This is a genomic window from Williamsia sp. z34 (genome assembly GCF_059553395.1).
On sequence record NZ_JCANWW010000003.1, the window covers coordinates 110,190 to 126,078 of the forward strand.

The following is a 15,889-nucleotide window of genomic DNA, read 5'->3' on the forward strand; positions in this document are numbered from 1 at the left end:
GTCCTCGATTGGTCGGTGGGTGAAACTCGTTCGATGGCGTCAATCCCTCGCACTGCCAACGGTACTGATCGAGCGCCACGGCGGGGCCGTTCGCGGGACATCGGCTGTGATCAGTTTCCCTCGGCCGCTCGGGCACCCGGCTAGGATGCGAAAATGGGCATGCCCGTCCGCCGGCTCCGCGAGAGGTTCGTTGCTGCCGTCGGTAAGCGTGATCCTGATTTCGACGCGTTACGACGCGCGATCCGACCGGCACTGGTTGTTCCGATAGCTGCGGCGTTCGCAGTACACCACGGGGGCCCGCAGACACCTCTGTTCGCGATCTTCGGTTCGGTTGCGCTCCTCATCCTCGCCGACTTCCCGGGCAATCGAAGCCGACGGGCCGCGAGCTACTGCGGGCTGGCCGTGGTGGGCTATGCCTTCATCAGTTTGGCCACGGTGCTCGGTCAGCCGGGATGGCTGGCCACCGGGTCGATGCTGGTGGTGGGCGTGATCGTGTCATTCGCCGCGATCCTCGGCTCCAGTTTCTCGGCCGGGCAGCGATCGGCACTGCTGCTCTATGTCGTTCCGGTGGCGTCCCCCGAGGGGCCGCTGGGAGATCGGTTGCTGGGCTGGACCATTGCCCTCGCATTGAGCGTTCCGGCTGCCCTGTTCCTGCTACCGCCGCGCCACCACAACGAACTGCGCACCCGTGCGCAAGCCGTGTGCAGTGGTTTGGCGGAGTACATGACGCCGAGTTCCGACACCACCGCAACGAAGCCGGCCACCGTCGACGTCATCGCACTGATGGACCGGTTGCGGCACACGTACCTGAGCTCCAACGCGCGGCCTGCCGGCCTATCCGCAGGAAGCCGGGCCATCATCAGGGTGGTGGACGACCTCGAATGGCTGACGACCCAGGTGGCCCGGCGCAATGTGCAGCTGCCCGATGACCTGCGTGGACCGTCGGTGACAGTACTGCAGCGCGCGGCCGACATACTCGCGGCCGACGCCCGAGAGGTCAGATCGGTCGATCGCAATGCACTCGACAACGCCGCCGAGCACCTGCGGTCGTTGATACACAACAGTTTCGGCCCGAACCTGGACCTCATCCGCACCGATCCCAGTGACGCCGACGCCGAGGCGGACGGCCTGAGACTGCTCGAAATCCACACCAGCTGCAGCACCATCGCACTGATCGGCCGTACCGTGGCGTGGGCGTCGGCAGCCGACGCGCGACCGATGCTGCAGAAGATTCTCGGACGAGAGCTACCACCCACCGGGGCGGCGGATTCGGTGCTCTCCGAGTATGAGGCGACCCGGGTCTCGGTGTCCGCGACCTTGATCGAGAACTCGGTGATCGCACGAAATGCGTTGCGCACCGGTGTCGGTCTCGCCGCCGCCGTTGCCCTCGTGCAGATACTGCCCGTACAGCATGGATTCTGGGTCGTTCTCGGTGCGCTGTCGGTACTGCGCACCAGCGCCCTGGCAACGGGTTCGAATGTGCTTCGGTCGGTGGTCGGCACCGCGGTCGGATTTCTTGTCGGAGCACTCATCATCATCGCCATCGGCACCAATGAGATCGCCCTATGGGCGGTGTTGCCGATCGCGGTGTTCGGCGCCGCGTACATCCCCAAGGTGATCTCTTTCGCCGCCGGACAGGCAGCATTCACGGTGTTCATCCTGACCCTCTTCAACGTGCTCGGTCCCAGCGGCTGGAAGATCGGACTGGTCAGGGTCGAAGACGTCGCAATCGGCTGCGCCGTAGCCGTCGTCGCCGGGATCGTGATGTGGCCGCGTGGCGTCGCGGAGGCGGCCCGCGCCACCATCAACTACTCCATGGCCGTCCACGCCCGCTACCTCAGGGCTGCCACGACCAGGATGACCACCGGCTCGACCAGCGTCACCGAAACCGCTGTGACCGAGCTGCGCATGGAAAGCCAGGTGGCCTATCGCGCTTCTGATGATGCAGCGCGGCAATATCTTTCAGAAGCAGGCGCAGCCGCAGAACGCCGCACACCGATGGTGGGCGCACTGGGACGATCCATCCGGCTGCGCATCGTCGCCGATTCGATTGCCGACCTCACCCCGACCCCACACCCGAACGCAACCGCGCCGAACCTCTGCACGGTCATCGACATCCAGGCCGCCCGGCTCACCGTCGACACCACTGACAGTGAGCCGGCTGGCACGCAACCCACGGACCATCCGAACCGAATCGCGGCTGCAATGGTGGCCGCGCTTCGCGCCGACAGCGAGAAAACCAGTCTGGGCATCGACGAGGCACGTCCACTCATCGCGACAGCGGCCTACCTCGGCGAGCTCGAGTTGATGCGTGGAAGCAGACCGCAATAAATCAGTTGCCGTGGCGCTCTGATGGCAGCAACACTGTCCTGACCTGCACAACCTTCGCCATCACAAGCCTTGGCAGAAACTTTGCCAAGGCTGGCAATTCCGCCACTGTTGGCAGAAAGTTATTGAACGGATAGTTACTGCCATGGAACTTTTGGTGATTATCGGACCGGCCGTGGTGGCCGGGATCATTGCGGTGTATCAGAACCACACCTCACCGCATGCGCCTTTTGATGCCGCCGGCCGGCCGACCTCCGCACGTACCCAACTCGAACTCGAACTGCTCACCCGCCGCGAGGACGCACCCAGCAACGCTTGATCAGATCCGCTCGGCGACAACCGATTTCGCTGCACCGCGTGCAATGTCGACGAGGCTGGTCTTGGATGGGATGCATGACGACCCCTTCCATTGATCCTGCGGTACCACCGAGCGGTCCGGGCTGCGTCGATTGCGAGCGCACCGGCGGTTGGTGGTTTCACCTCCGTCGATGCGCGGCGTGCGGGCACATCGGATGCTGCGACGATTCCCTCTCCCGTCATGCGTCCGCCCATGCCACGACAAGTGGGCACCCGATCATCCAGTCATACGAGCCGGGTGAGGACTGGTTCTGGGACTACTCCACCAACGACTACTACAACGGGCCGGAGTTGGCTCCCCCGCACTCCCGGCCCGCCGAACAGTCGACACCCGGACCGGCCGACCGAGTCCCCACCAACTGGGTCGACCAACTGCGCAATCGCACCGACTGACCCCCCGTCGACCGTGCCGAACCGACCGTCGAGCGTGCCCAACCGACCGTCGACCGTGCCTTGGTTACCGTCGACCGTGCCAAAGATGCACGACGCGCTCGGTGTCTGTGCAAGTTGGGCACGCTCGACGGTGTTTTGGGCACGCTCGACGGTGTTTTGGGCACGCTCGACGGTGTTTTGGGCACGCTCGACGGTGTTTTGGGCACGCTCGACGGTGTTTTGGGCACGGTCGACGGTGATTTGGGCCCGCTCGGTGGATTCGATCGGGCTGCGCAAAAGAGCTCAGTTGTCCCCGGAAACCCTCTGTGGCCGCGGTCTGGTCGATAGTGTTCTCCACAGACCAGATCACCGAAGAGGACAACCCGATGCCCACTGAGTTCGACCTGCTGCCCGAGAACGCCGAAGAGCTTGGCCTGGAACCGGATCGGATCCCGCCGGTCACCCGGATCGACACTGTGGTCGACGGGCGGGCCGTCAGCGCGCTGCAGTGGGGCACCGAATCACCACGGCTGGTGTTCCTGCACGGCGGTGGCCAGAACGCCCACACCTGGGACAGTGTGGTGCTGGCGCTCGGGGTGCCTGCGCTGGCCATCGACTTACCCGGCCACGGCCATTCGGACTGGCGCGACGACGGTGACTACCGGCCACACCTCAATGCGCAGGCTGTCGGACCGGTGATCAGGGACCTCGCCCGGGACGCCGAGTTGGTGGTCGGGATGTCGCTGGGCGGGCTCACGACCATCTCGCTGGCCGCCCGCAACCCGGGGTTGATCAAGCGCGCGATCCTCGTCGACGTCAGCCCGGAATCACCCAAACGGGTCCAGAATCTCAGTGGCAAGGAACGCGGCACCGTTGCGCTGGTCGGCGGACCGGACACCTTCGACGATCTCGACGAGCTGATCGAGCTCACCGCTGCCGCCGCCCCGAACCGTCCCCGATCGTCGATCCGGCGAGGCGTCATCCACAACACCCGCCAGATCGATGACGGCCGCTGGCGATGGCGGTACGACCGGTTCCGCAAGTCCATCGAGCCCGAGCCGCTGTGGAAAGACCTGTCCGACAGCGAGACTCCGATCACTCTGATCCGGGGCGCCCTCTCCCCGTTCGTCGCCGACGACGACGTCGACACGTTGCGTCGGTACCGGCCCGGCCTGGAGGTCTTCACCGTCGACGGCGCCGGACATTCGGTCCAGAGTGATGCACCGCTCGAGCTCGCGAAAATCGTTGCGAACACCCTGCGCTGACATCGATTAGCCCCGGATGGGCCAGCGATTCGCGATACTCTTGCACGGCTTGGCGTTTCAGTACGGATACTGCACATCCGCCGGAGGAGAACCCGTGACTGCATCGGTCACCGACAAGGCACCTCCTCGCGCGAAAATCGTCCTGGCAACACTGATCCTGGTCGCCGGCGTTGCCAACATCAATCTGGCGGTGGCCAACGTCGCGCTGCCCGACATCGGCAAGGACTTCGATGCCGGTTCTGTCGGATTGAACCTCGTCGCCGTGGGCTATTCCCTCGGTCTGGCCGCCTCGGTCCTGTACTTCGGAGCCCTCGGCGACCGGCATGGCCGCAAACGGATGCTCGTCATCGGGCTGGCGCTGTCGATTCCGGCGTCGCTCATTGCCGGGTTTGCCCCGAATGTCGAGATCTTGTTCGCCGGCCGTCTCCTCGGGGGCGTCGCGGCCGGACTCGCCTATCCGACAACACTGGCCATCATCACGGCATTGTGGCAGGGCGTGAGCCGCACCAAGGCCATCGCGGCCTGGTCGGCGCTCGGTGGTGCGATCACCGCTCTGGGTCCGGTCCTGTCCGGCGGCCTGCTCGAGGTGTTCAGCTGGCATTCGGTATTCCTCGTGACCCTGCCGCTGGCCGTCGTCGCACTCATCGCCGCACTCAGACTGATACCCGGTGACAGCGGCGACTCCACCGATCCGGTCGACAATCTCGGCGGCGTCCTGTCCATCGCCTTCATCGGTGCGATGGTGTTGTCGTTGAACTTCCTGCCGATGGCCGGTGCCGGGACGATCACAGCGATCCTGGCGGCCATCGCGCTTGCCGCCGCGATCGCATTCTTCGTCCGGCAACACCGCGCCGCCACACCACTGTTCGACCTCACGATCGCCGCCAGGCCAACCTTCTGGGTCGCCGCATTCGGCGGCATCGTCGTGTTCGGCACCCTGATGGGCGCGATGTACATCGGCCAGCAGTACCTGCAGAACGTTCTGGAGTACTCGACACTCGCGGCCGGCGCCTCGGTCCTCCCGGCCGCGGCCTCCATGGTGATCGTCGCCCCGCTGTCGGCGCGGATGGTCGAGAACCTCGGATCCCGCACGACACTGCTCGTCGGTTTCGCGTCCATCGGCCTCGGCATGGTCTTCGCCATGACGATGTGGAGCGAGCACGCCCATTACTGGCAGGTCGCGCTGGTCTACATCTGCATCGGTGTGGGAGTGGGTATCGCAGGTACACCGGCGTCGAGGTCGCTGACCGGGTCGGTGCCGTTGTCGCGGGCGGGGATGGCCTCGAGCATGTCCGACCTGCAACGTGACCTCGGCGGCGCGATCATGCAGTCGATCCTCGGCGCCCTCCTCACCGCCGGTTACGCCCACGACCTGTCGAAGCAGATCTCCGGATCACCGGACGCCGACACCATCACCGACCAGACCCAGGCGGCGCTGACCAAATCGTTCTCCAGTGCCGCCGATCTCGCCGAACGCTATCCCGACAACGCCACCGAGATCCTGTCCGCGGCACGAGAGGCGTTCGTGCGCGGCGACTTTCTGGCCTACGCCTCGGCGATCATCGTTGTGTTCATCGGCGCCGTGGTCGTCCGGATCTGGTACCCGAACCTCACCAAAGAGCGGGCGCTGATGAAAGAGTATGCGGCCGAGGACGAGTGAGGTCAGTCCTGCTTCTTGTGGCGCCAGATCCGTTCGAACGGCAGCCGCCAGGCATGCGGCGCGATGAGCTGATGAATCGCGTTGGGGCCCCAGGAACCCTGACTGTAACTGCGTACCGGCGGCGGCTCGGCCAGCAGTGGCGCCGAGACATCCCACAGGCGTTCAATGCCTTCGGCCGTGGTGAACAGCGTGTGGTCGTTTTTCATCGCGTCGAGGATGAGGCGTTCGTATGCCTCCAACACCAGCCCGGACTGCTCGGTTTCCTGCATGGCGAACTGCAGGCTCAGTTTGTCGAGCTTCATGCCCGGACCCGGCTTCTTGCCGTAGAACGAGAGCGACACCTTGAACTCGTCGGCGAGGTCGAACGTCAGATGATCCGGACCCTGTTGTCCCACACCGGATCCGTCCGGGAACATACTCTTCGGCGGCTCATGGAACGCGATCGAGATGATGCGCTGCCCATCGGCCAGCCCCTTCCCGGTCCGGAGATAGAACGGGACCCCGGCCCACCGCCAATTGTCGATTTCCGCCTTGAGTGCCACGAAGGTCTCGGTCTGCGACTCGGCGGTGACACCGGGTTCGTCGCGATAACCGGTGTACTGGCCTCGCACCACGTTTCGGGGATCAAGCGCCACCATCGACCGGAAGACCTTGTTCTTCTCCTCGCCGATCGGGCCGGGCGCCAACGCGGTCGGTGGTTCCATCGCCACGAACGCCAGGATCTGGAACAGATGGGTGACGACCATGTCCCGGAACGCGCCGGTCGATTCGTAGAAGTGTGACCGGCCTTCGAGCGCCAGCTTCTCGGGCACATCGATCTGGACGTAATTGATGAAGTTCCGGTTCCAGATCGGTTCGAACAATCCGTTGGCGAACCGGAAGGCCAGAATGTTCTGGGCCGCTTCCTTACCGAGGAAGTGATCGATACGGAAGATCTGGTCTTCGGCGAACCACTGGTGGATCGAGGCATTCAACGCGACCGCGCTGTCATGGTCGGTGCCGAACGGCTTCTCCATGATCACACGAGATTTCTCCACCAGTTCGGCTTCGTGCAACATCTCGAGTACGGCCATCGCGGCCTTCGGCGGCACGCTCAGGTAGTGCAGCATGTGGGCGTCGGTGCCGAGCACCGCCAGCTCCTGGCGCACCTGTGCGGCGAGTGCTTCAGCGCCGGCACCCTGCGGCACATAGCTCAGGGTCTCGGCGAACTCCGCCGCCGCCTCGGGTGTGAAGACCCGGCTGGAGAACTCACTGCAGGCCTTGACCGCAACCGCGCGGAACTCCTCGGTGTCGAGGTCGTCGAGCGAGGTTCCGACGATCCGCATCGGCGGTGCCAGTTTCGACATGAACAGATGGAAGAGGCCGGGCAACAGCTTTCGGCGGGCCAGGTCGCCGGTGGCACCGAACAGCACCACAACATGGGGCGGCAACTTCTTGGCCGCTGTGGCCCCGTGGGCCTCTTCGAGTCCGGACACATCGTCGATCGTCCCACCTGAGAGCGAAGTAGGCAGCGCAACCGACGCGACCCCGACTTCGTCCCGCTGACGACCTGCCGAGGGTGCATTGCCCTCGGCGCCCCGCTATGGAGCGGTTTTCAGGGCCGGACGGACCGAACCCGCCACCGACGACAGTGCGGTGAACACGGCCGAATAGTCGGCAGCTGCCTGCGCGATGAAGCTGTCGAGCTCGGGCAGGTTGTCGATGACGAAGTACAGACCGCGGCCCGGTATCGCGGCGCCCAACTCCAGGAGCAGAGGCGCCAGTGTCGTCTGGGGTGCCAGCGAATGTGTCAGGTCGCCGCCGGTGAACACGGGTATCGCGACCACGCCTTTGAGGCCGTCCGTGCCGTATTGATCGAGAAATGCCTTCAGCAGTCCGGTGTAGGAGGCCTTGTAGGTCGGTGTGGCAAAAATGACCAGGTCGCTGGCCGCGACCGAAGTCTTTGCTGCGGTGACCTTTTCCGAGCCCCACTGGAACAGTTCATCTACCAGGTCGGCGAGTTCGATGACCTCCACCTCGTACGAACCCGGCTCGAGGAGCGCCGGCACGAGTGCCTCGGCGACCGTCCTGGTCCGCGAATGCGGCTTGGGGTTCCCGACAACAACCGAGACCTTCAACGATCCAGCTTCAGACAAGGCGGTCAGCTCCAGACTCCATGGTGGCGGCGTGCTCATCGGCCGCAGACCGGCATTTCTGCGACCGTGGGTGAGGCTACGTCACCAGCGCAGCCCTGCCACGGGTTTGAGTCGCCGAGAGTTTTTCGTCGTCGCCCGGACGATGAAACCCCCCACATCGCGACGGCCAGATCGCAGGTGCGCAACCGGACCGGTCTACGCTCGAAGGCAGCATTCGGTCGCCGCTCGATGCGGTGTCCGCACCCGCCGATTGTGACCCCACGAAGGGATAGTGCAGTGACCAGCAACTCCGACGAACCGCTCGGCTACGCCGCGGGCGTGATCGTGCGTGGCGAAGGACGCGGAGCGCCCATGGGCTTCCCGACCGCGAACATCCGCGCCGAAGACGAGAGTCGGATCCCCGAGGACGGTGTCTACTTCGGCTGGTTCAGCCTGGCCGAGGGCGAACCGCCTCGCGGTCGTCTTCACCCGGGCACCTGGCTGCCTGCGCTGATCTCGGTGGGCAACAACCCGACATTCGACGGTCGCACCCGCACGGTGGAGGCGTACGTCATGGATTTCGAAGAAGACCTGTACGGCGCCCATGCGGTCGCGGAGCTGACAACGCTGGTGCGTCGGATGGAGAACTTCAACTCGATCGACGACCTGGTCGATGCCATGAACGGCGACAAGCAGGCAGCCCGCGACCTGATGGCCATGTACCCGACCCGGCCGGAAGCCTGACCGACCCCGAATACCTGCTCAAAGGTCAAGTGCAACAGCAGTATCGAGTGCAACCTCGATACTGCGCATCCAGCCGTCCTTGAGTGCGGCCTTCTGGTCGCCGTAGACGCTGACACCGTCGACGAGATTACTCGAGCAGGCACACACCATGCCGGCCCGCAGTCCACGCAGTTTCGCAACGACGTACAGCGCCGAACTCTCCATCTCCACGTTCAGGATTCCCATCTGGGACAACTGGGAAATCCACTCCGGGCCTTCCGCGTAGAACGCGTCGTCGGTCGCGTTGATGCCCGAGTACACGCGGAAACCGCCACGCTCCGCCGCCATGGCCTCGGCAACGCGACGCAGTTCTGCCGCGATCGAAATATCCGGCACCGCAGGGAAACCCGGATGGACGTATGCCGCGGTGGTTCCGTCATTGCGCAGCGAACCCTCGCTGACCAGGAGGTCACCCGGGGCGATCCCTGGCTGCAGACCGGCCGAACTCCCCACGCGGATAAGCGAAGTGACACCAACCCGGGCCAACTCCTCCGCCGCGATGGCCGTCGACGGGCAACCCATCCCCGTCGAGGTCGCGGTGATGAGTTTGCCCTTGTAGTAACCCGTCATCGTCCGGTGTTCGCGATTGTGGGCGACGTCCCGCACATCGCTCAGGAACTCGGCGACAAAGGGCACCCGGAACGGATCGCCCGGCAACAACGCCACTGTTCCGACCTCACCCGGGGCCACCCCGATGTGGTACTGCCGGACATCGAGTCCGGCGGCGTTCTTGTCGACGATCTGCTCTGACACTGATGGCTCCTGGCTTCGTGAGGTGTAGTTGCCTGTGCAAAGTAGCGCGCAGTCGACCGATCCGCCCGGCGAGCTGAAACGCGTGCATGAAATCGGCTCATTCGGGGTATCACCCCGGCAACAGTTCACAGAAAGGGAGGCCTCCGTGACCAATGACGTCGAGAAGCGCTGGAACGACCCACGTGCATTCCGGTCCGCTGCCAAATACGTCGTCGTGGTGATCGCCCTGGCTGCCATCTGGCTCGTTGCCGACCTGTTGATCGATCCGTCCAGCCTGCTCTGGGGTGCGGGTTCCACCGCGATCCTGCTCCTGGGCGGTATCGGTGCCTTCATCATCGGCTACCGGGTATGGAAGCGCGGTGGCACCTGGACGATCTGGCAGGGCGCCGGATGGTTGCTGTTCGCACTGATGTTGGCGACGATGGGCACAGCGGCGTTCTGAATCCGGTGATGGCCGAACCGCGCACAGCAGTCGGTCAGCTCGCGTTCTTCCTGGCGTTGGTGAAGTACGTGTTCCGGGCGATGCGTGAGTCACCGAAGGTGACAGCACGCTCTCGTCTCGATCCGGTCAAGAGCGTCGCACCCCAGTTCAGCAGCGTACCAATACGATTGCGGGCTCCCGCCAAGAAGACGATGTGGATGAACCCCCAAGAGATCCAACCCAGTCGTCCGGAAAGATGCAGTGGCCCAGCCTGAACGAGCGCGTGGCCCCGTGCGACGTAGGCCGCGTTACCGAGATCTCGATACTTGAACGGCGGCCGCGGCGCGGTGCCACCCGATGCGACCTCCGTCGCGATCAGCTTGCCCGCGTACCGCCCGCCCTGCATCGCGACCTCGGCCACCCCGGGCAACTCGTCGCGCGACATCAGATCGCCGACCACCCAGATGTTGGGATGCCCGGGAACGGTCAGGTCCGGTTCGACTGCGATACGCCCGGACCGGTCCTGCGGGACACCCAGCGCGGTGGCGAGCGCCTTGGCGAAGGGCACGGCCTCCACACCGGCAGTCCAGACGACGGTCTGCGTTTCGAAACGGGTCGTGGTCTTCGGCTCCGCCTTGGTGGTCGTCTCGACGTAGCCCGGACCCACATCCGTGACATGAACCCCGAGGTGGGTCTCGACACCGACCCGTTCCAGCGTGCGCTGCGCATTCTTCGACAGTCTCTTGTCGAACGAGGGCAGGACCCGGTCACCGCTGTGGAACAGCAACACCCTGGCCTCGCACGGATCGATCGACCGGAACTCGTTGGTCAAGGCGTGCAAGGCCAACTCGCGGATCTGACCGGCGATTTCCACGCCGGTCGGTCCACCACCGGCCACGGCAAACGTCAACCATCGCGCTCGCTCTTCCGCGGTGGGCAGTGACTCGGCCATCTCGAATGCGGTGACCAGTTTGCGGCGGATCGTCAAGGCGTCGTCCAGCGTTTTCATGCCCGGCGCCCAGTCGATGTACTCGTCGTGCCCGTGATAGGACTGCCGCATGCCGGCGGCGACCACGAGGTGATCGTAGGGCAGGTCGAACATCGACCCATCGCTGCGGCAGGCGGTCAGAGTTCGGGTGGCGGCGTCGATCGCCGTCGCCTCGCCCAGTGCCACGTGGGTATTTTTCTGCCGCCGCAACAGATGTCGCAGCGGACTGCCGATCGAACCTTCGGACAGCACACCCGTCGCGCATTGGTAGAGCAGCGGCTGAAAGACATGACTCGTTCCGCGGGACAACAGCGTGACGTCGACGTCGGCGTGCCGTAGTTTTCGGGCCGCATTCAGTCCACCGAAACCGCCGCCGACGATCAGTACGTGCGGGCGCTCAGATGTGGTCATGTTCTCTTTCGATCGCAGATTGCCACCACCAAAGGCCTCCGGTGACAGGCCTTTCCATCACAGTCGTGACTACTGCGAAAGTCTATCGTCCGACCTTTCCGACGGTGTTCCGAAAGGGAATGTGGCTGCGTGGTGTCTCATGCCTCTACCCATTGACCGATTGAGTCACACGCTTTAAGTTCAGTCAGTCGGCTGCTTTAGTTCTGGCGCCCACGAACCAGACCACTCATGGAGGCGCTACATGCATGTTCCGGCCACCGGCGACACCGCACAGACCCGTTCGCCGGGTCCGATTGTGGCAATCCTGGCGTTTTCCGGTGTCGTCGCAGCTCTGATGCAGACCGTGATGATCCCGATTATCCCCGAACTGCCCAAGCTCCTCGGCGCTTCGCCGTCCGACACCGCATGGGCCGTCACCGCGACCCTGCTGACCGGCACCGTTGCCGTACCCGTCATGGGCCGCCTCGGCGATATGTTCGGCAAGCGCCGGTTGCTGCTGCTGAGCCTGATGCTCCTGGTCCTCGGTTCCGTCGTCGCCGCGCTGAGCAACAGCCTGATCCCGTTGCTCCTCGGACGGGTGCTGCAAGGCCTGGCCGGCGCGGTGATCCCGCTGGGAATCAGCCTGATGCGCGATGCACTCCCCAAAGAGAAGTTGGCGAGTTCGGTGGCCATGATGAGCGCATCGCTCGGAATCGGTGGCGCACTCGGGCTGCCCATCGCGGCCCTGATCGCCGAATACGCCAACTGGCACTTCCTGTTCTGGATCTCGGGGGCGCTCGCCGTTCTGGCCACCGTGCTGGTCCTGGTGTTCGTGCCCGAATCCGACGTCCGCAGCGGCGGCAGCTTCGATTACATCGGTGCCGCTTCACTCTCGACCGCGCTGATCGCCCTGCTGCTCGCCATCACCAAGGGTGCCGACTGGGGTTGGACCAGCGGCACAACCGTGGCGCTGGCACTGCTCTCCTTGATCGCGTTTGCCGTCTGGGGGTGGTGGGAGCTGCGAACCAAGCTGCCACTTGTCGACCTGCGGGTCACCGCCGGCCGCCAGGTGCTGTTCACCAACCTCGCATCGGTCGCCCTCGGATTCGCGATGTTCGCGATGACCCTCGTGTTGACGCAGGTACTCCAGCTACCCGAGGCCACCGGCTATGGCCTGGGCAAGTCGACCTTGGTCACCGGTCTGGTGATGGCTCCGTTCGGTGTGGTGATGATGCTGGCCGCCCCCGTGTCGGCGCGGATCACCAACTCGCGCGGCCCGAAGACGACGCTGATGATCGGAGCGCTTGTCGTCGCGGCGGGCTACATCTTCGGGGCCTTTGCACTCAACACCGTCTGGCAGATCATCATCGTGGCCATGATCATCGGAATCGGCACCGGTTTGGCCTACGGAGCGATGCCGGCGCTGATCATGGGCGCTGTCCCGATGTCGCAGACCAGCGCGGCCAACAGCTTCAACACGTTGATGCGCTCGCTCGGAACGTCCTTCGCCAGCGCGATCGTCGGCGTGATCCTGGCTCAGATGACGATCTCGTCCGGCGGGTTCGACGTGCCCTCCGCGGATGCGTTCAAGGTCACGATGCTCCTCGCCGCCGGTACCGCACTGCTCGCCTTCGTATTCACCGCGTTCGTCCCGCGCTTCCAGGCGCCACCATCTCCCGCCGATTTGTCAACCGGCGCCACCGACATAGAGGGGTCGGCAACTGCTGCTCGGTGAGTGATCGACCGGGATACGCTCCATGCGTCAGTGCGCATGGAGCGTTTCTGCGTTCGACGGGGCGGTGAGAGGTGGACGGTGGAGCAGGTCGATTGTGTGGTGATCGGCGCCGGCGTGATCGGCTTGGCCATCGCCCGGCAGCTCGCCCGCAGCGGGCGCGAGGTCCTCATCATCGAACGGGCCGAGTTGATCGGTTCGGAAACCAGTTCACGCAACTCCGAGGTCATCCACGCCGGTATCTATTATCCCGAAGGCAGCGCGAAGGCGCGTTTCTGTACGGCCGGCCGGGACAAGCTCTACGCCTACTGCACCGACAGGGGCGTCGACCATCGGCGGATCGGCAAGCTGATCGTCGCGACCGATGCCGATCAGGTCGACCGTTTGGCAAGCATCGCGGACGCCGCAAAGACCAACGGCGTCAACGATCTTCGTCTGGTGCATTCGGATGAGCTCGCCGATCTGGAACCGGAGCTACACGCGCACCAGGCACTGTTGTCGCCGTCCACCGGGATCGTCGACAGCCACGGCCTGATGACCGCACTGCGGTACGACGCCGAGGAGGCCGGCGCGATCACCGTGCTGCGCAGCGCCGTGACGGGCGGATCGGTCGCCGTCGTGGACGGCCGGGGACCTTCGATCGTCCTGACCATCGACGACACCGACATCGCCTGCGACACCGTGATCAACAGCGCCGGGTTGGACGCCTGGGATGTCGCGGCCCGTCTGGATGGCTTTCCCGCCGAACACATCCCGAAGCGCCACTACGCCAAGGGGAATTACTATGCGCCGGCTGGTGTCAAGGTGCCGTTCTCGCGACTGATCTATCCGATCCCCGTCGATGGTGGACTGGGCGTACACCTCACGCTCGATCTCGGCGGTCAAGCTCGTTTCGGTCCCGACGTCGAATGGGTGGACAGCATCGACCACCACGTGGATCCGTCGAGAGCCGACAGTTTCTACTCCGAGATCCGCCGATATTGGCCGGCGCTACCGGATGACTCACTGGCCCCGGCGTATTGCGGCATCCGACCCAAGCTCTCCGGTCCGGGTGAACCGGCCGCGGACTTCCTGATCCAGGGCCCCGCACAGCACGGTATCGCGGGTTTGGTGAACCTCTTTGGTATCGAATCCCCCGGTCTCACATCCTGTTTCGCCATCGCCGAAGCAGTCGCAGCCGCCCTCGACTGACCACCCCTCCGCCGAGCGTGCCTCAATCACCGTCGAGCGTGCCCTTGTTACCGCCGAGCGTGCCAAAACTGTTCGGAAACAGTCACTCTCGATTACGCCCCGGACATCTTCGGCACGGTCGACGGGGATTTCGGCACGGTCGACGGTGGGGGGTCATCGGCTGGAGGTGCGGCGAAGTCGGGTGTTGACGAACTCACCCATCCCCCAACGTCCGAGTTCTCGACCGAACCCGGAGCGCTTGACGCCTCCGAAGGGCAAGCCCGGCAACGTTGTTCCGTGCTCGTTGATGTAGGCCATACCGACCTCGAGGCGATCGGCAATGTCGCGGGCCTTGTCGAGATCGGAACCCCAGACCGAACCACTGAGCCCGAATTCGACGTCGTTGGCCAGTTTCACCGCCTCGTCTTCCGACGCCACCGAGTAGACCATCGCCACCGGACCGAAGATCTCCTCCGAGTAGGCATCCATGTCCTTGGTGATGCCGGTCAGCACCGCCGGACGCATGAAGGCGCCGTCTCCGTCCAACGCGTCACCCCCGGTGTGCAACGTGGCGCCCTGCGATACGGCCTTCTTGACCTGATCGACCACCGTGTCCCTGGCGCCGACGGACGACAGCGGCCCGACCACGGTGTCGGACTGTGACGGGTCACCCACCGTCGCAGACTCGAACTCCGCGGTGACCGTCGCGACGAATGTGTCGAAGTCTTTGTCGCGCACGATGAAACGCTTGGGGCTGTTACATGCCTGGCCCGCGTTCGACAATCGACCCTTGGCCGCGGTCCGCGCCGTGTTCTCCAGATCGGCGGTCTCGAGAACGATGAAGGGATCCGACCCGCCGAGCTCGAGTACCGCCTTCTTCAGGTTCCGTCCCGCCGTCTCGGCGACGGAGGCTCCCGCTGCTTCGCTACCGGTCAGCGATACCCCTCGGATTCGCGGGTCGGCAATCATGTCGGCGACCTGGTCGCTGGAGGCGAACGCGTTGATGTACGCGTCTTCCGGAACACCGCCCGCATGCAGTAGCTCTTCCATCAGCAGGGCCGAACCGGCACAGATCGACGCATGCTTGAGAATGACCGTGTTGCCGGCCATCAGGTTCGGTGCGGCAAACCGGGCAACCTGGTAGTAGGGATAGTTCCACGGCATGACACCCACCAGGGGTCCTACCGGTTCCGTCTGCACGATCGACTCGTCGGCCCCGCCGACATCGAGTGTTTCGTCTTTCAACAGATCGGATCCGTTGTCGGCGTAATAGCGGTAGATCGCCGCTGCGAGCTGCACTTCCCCGACCGCCTGTGCCGCGGGTTTACCCATCTCGGTGGTGATGGCCTGCGCCAACTCATCGGCGCGCTGTTCGTACAGGTCAGCGGTGCGCGACAGCGCCGCGGCTCGGTCTGCCACGGACGTCGTCTTCCATGGCTCGTACGCTGCCATCGAACGGGTCAGGACGTCTTCGACACCCGCCGCAGTGAGGCTCTCGAACTCGCGCTCGGTCGTGCCGGTGGTCGGATTTGTGGTCGTGTAAGCACTCATTGCGA

At 64.5% G+C, this 15,889-nt stretch carries 14 protein-coding genes; 9 read left to right on the forward strand and 5 right to left on the reverse strand.

What is annotated here, in order from left to right:
- The first annotated feature begins 153 nt into the window (after nucleotides 1-153).
- The 5 genes from AC51GT_RS09190 to AC51GT_RS09210 all read left to right on the forward strand — a co-directional run bounded on the left by AC51GT_RS09190 (nucleotide 154) and on the right by AC51GT_RS09210 (nucleotide 5,982).
- Complete coding sequence (locus AC51GT_RS09190) at nucleotides 154-2,331, forward strand: FUSC family protein (RefSeq protein WP_496328561.1); 2,178 nt, start codon at nucleotides 154-156, stop codon at nucleotides 2,329-2,331.
- 154 nt (nucleotides 2,332-2,485) lie between these two features.
- Entirely contained in the window at nucleotides 2,486-2,647 is a 162-nt protein-coding gene (locus tag AC51GT_RS09195; RefSeq protein ID WP_496328562.1) for a hypothetical protein, read from the forward strand.
- 65 nt (nucleotides 2,648-2,712) lie between these two features.
- Nucleotides 2,713-3,078, forward strand: a complete 366-nt coding sequence (locus AC51GT_RS09200) for a UBP-type zinc finger domain-containing protein (RefSeq protein ID WP_496328563.1) — start codon at nucleotides 2,713-2,715, stop codon at nucleotides 3,076-3,078.
- 365 nt (nucleotides 3,079-3,443) lie between these two features.
- Nucleotides 3,444-4,322, forward strand: coding sequence for an alpha/beta fold hydrolase (locus AC51GT_RS09205; RefSeq protein WP_496328564.1), 879 nt, complete (start codon nucleotides 3,444-3,446; stop codon nucleotides 4,320-4,322).
- A 94-nt stretch (nucleotides 4,323-4,416) separates the two neighbouring features.
- Nucleotides 4,417-5,982 carry an MFS transporter gene (locus AC51GT_RS09210; protein ID WP_496328565.1) on the forward strand — a complete coding sequence of 522 codons (1,566 nt, stop codon included), beginning with the start codon at nucleotides 4,417-4,419 and terminating at the stop codon, nucleotides 5,980-5,982.
- A 2-nt stretch (nucleotides 5,983-5,984) separates the two neighbouring features.
- Here the strand turns inward: AC51GT_RS09210 and zwf are convergent, their stop codons facing one another.
- Together zwf and AC51GT_RS09220 are read right to left on the reverse strand one after the other, a co-directional pair.
- The gene (zwf, locus tag AC51GT_RS09215) at nucleotides 5,985-7,457 is read right to left on the reverse strand and encodes a glucose-6-phosphate dehydrogenase (protein WP_496324211.1); all 1,473 of its coding nucleotides are present in this window, start codon (nucleotides 7,455-7,457) and stop codon (nucleotides 5,985-5,987) included.
- A gap of 105 nt (nucleotides 7,458-7,562) precedes the next feature.
- Complete coding sequence (locus AC51GT_RS09220; protein WP_496328566.1) at nucleotides 7,563-8,117, reverse strand: NADPH-dependent FMN reductase; 555 nt, start codon at nucleotides 8,115-8,117, stop codon at nucleotides 7,563-7,565.
- 276 nt (nucleotides 8,118-8,393) lie between these two features.
- Here AC51GT_RS09220 and AC51GT_RS09225 point away from each other — a divergent pair, with 276 nt between their 5' ends.
- A complete protein-coding gene (locus AC51GT_RS09225) occupies nucleotides 8,394-8,840 on the forward strand; it encodes a riboflavin kinase (protein ID WP_496324213.1) in 447 nt (148 codons plus the stop codon).
- 18 nt (nucleotides 8,841-8,858) lie between these two features.
- Here AC51GT_RS09225 and AC51GT_RS09230 read toward each other — a convergent pair whose 3' ends face one another.
- On the reverse strand, nucleotides 8,859-9,632 hold the full coding sequence (locus tag AC51GT_RS09230) for a nucleoside phosphorylase (protein WP_496328567.1): 774 nt from the start codon (nucleotides 9,630-9,632) through the stop codon (nucleotides 8,859-8,861).
- A gap of 145 nt (nucleotides 9,633-9,777) precedes the next feature.
- Here AC51GT_RS09230 and AC51GT_RS09235 point away from each other — a divergent pair, with 145 nt between their 5' ends.
- A complete protein-coding gene (locus AC51GT_RS09235; protein WP_496324215.1) occupies nucleotides 9,778-10,074 on the forward strand; it encodes a hypothetical protein in 297 nt (98 codons plus the stop codon).
- Nucleotides 10,075-10,108: 34 nt separating this feature from the next.
- Here the strand turns inward: AC51GT_RS09235 and AC51GT_RS09240 are convergent, their stop codons facing one another.
- Nucleotides 10,109-11,452: an NAD(P)/FAD-dependent oxidoreductase gene (locus AC51GT_RS09240; protein WP_496328568.1), complete on the reverse strand. Its 1,344-nt coding sequence runs from the start codon at nucleotides 11,450-11,452 to the stop codon at nucleotides 10,109-10,111.
- A gap of 241 nt (nucleotides 11,453-11,693) precedes the next feature.
- On the opposite strand from AC51GT_RS09240, the gene AC51GT_RS09245 reads away from it, so the two are divergent.
- Together AC51GT_RS09245 and AC51GT_RS09250 are read left to right on the forward strand one after the other, a co-directional pair.
- The gene (locus tag AC51GT_RS09245) at nucleotides 11,694-13,166 is read left to right on the forward strand and encodes an MFS transporter (protein ID WP_496328569.1); all 1,473 of its coding nucleotides are present in this window, start codon (nucleotides 11,694-11,696) and stop codon (nucleotides 13,164-13,166) included.
- A gap of 78 nt (nucleotides 13,167-13,244) precedes the next feature.
- Complete coding sequence (locus AC51GT_RS09250) at nucleotides 13,245-14,354, forward strand: NAD(P)/FAD-dependent oxidoreductase (protein ID WP_496328570.1); 1,110 nt, start codon at nucleotides 13,245-13,247, stop codon at nucleotides 14,352-14,354.
- A gap of 153 nt (nucleotides 14,355-14,507) precedes the next feature.
- Here the strand turns inward: AC51GT_RS09250 and AC51GT_RS09255 are convergent, their stop codons facing one another.
- Nucleotides 14,508-15,884, reverse strand: a complete 1,377-nt coding sequence (locus AC51GT_RS09255) for an NAD-dependent succinate-semialdehyde dehydrogenase (RefSeq protein ID WP_496324219.1) — start codon at nucleotides 15,882-15,884, stop codon at nucleotides 14,508-14,510.
- Between the last annotated feature and the right edge of the window lie 5 nt (nucleotides 15,885-15,889).

Excerpts from the sequence above, each read along its gene's own strand:
- AC51GT_RS09190 (WP_496328561.1), top strand. The coding sequence starts at position 154 with ATGGGCATGCCCGTCCGCCGGCTCCGCGAGAGGTTCGTTGCTGCCGTC.
- AC51GT_RS09200 (WP_496328563.1), top strand. The coding sequence starts at position 2,713 with ATGGGATGCATGACGACCCCTTCCATTGATCCTGCGGTACCACCGAGC.
- AC51GT_RS09205 (WP_496328564.1), top strand. The coding sequence starts at position 3,444 with ATGCCCACTGAGTTCGACCTGCTGCCCGAGAACGCCGAAGAGCTTGGC.
- AC51GT_RS09240 (WP_496328568.1), bottom strand. The coding sequence starts at position 11,452 with ATGACCACATCTGAGCGCCCGCACGTACTGATCGTCGGCGGCGGTTTC.
- AC51GT_RS09245 (WP_496328569.1), top strand. The coding sequence starts at position 11,694 with ATGCATGTTCCGGCCACCGGCGACACCGCACAGACCCGTTCGCCGGGT.
- AC51GT_RS09255 (WP_496324219.1), bottom strand. The coding sequence starts at position 15,884 with ATGAGTGCTTACACGACCACAAATCCGACCACCGGCACGACCGAGCGC.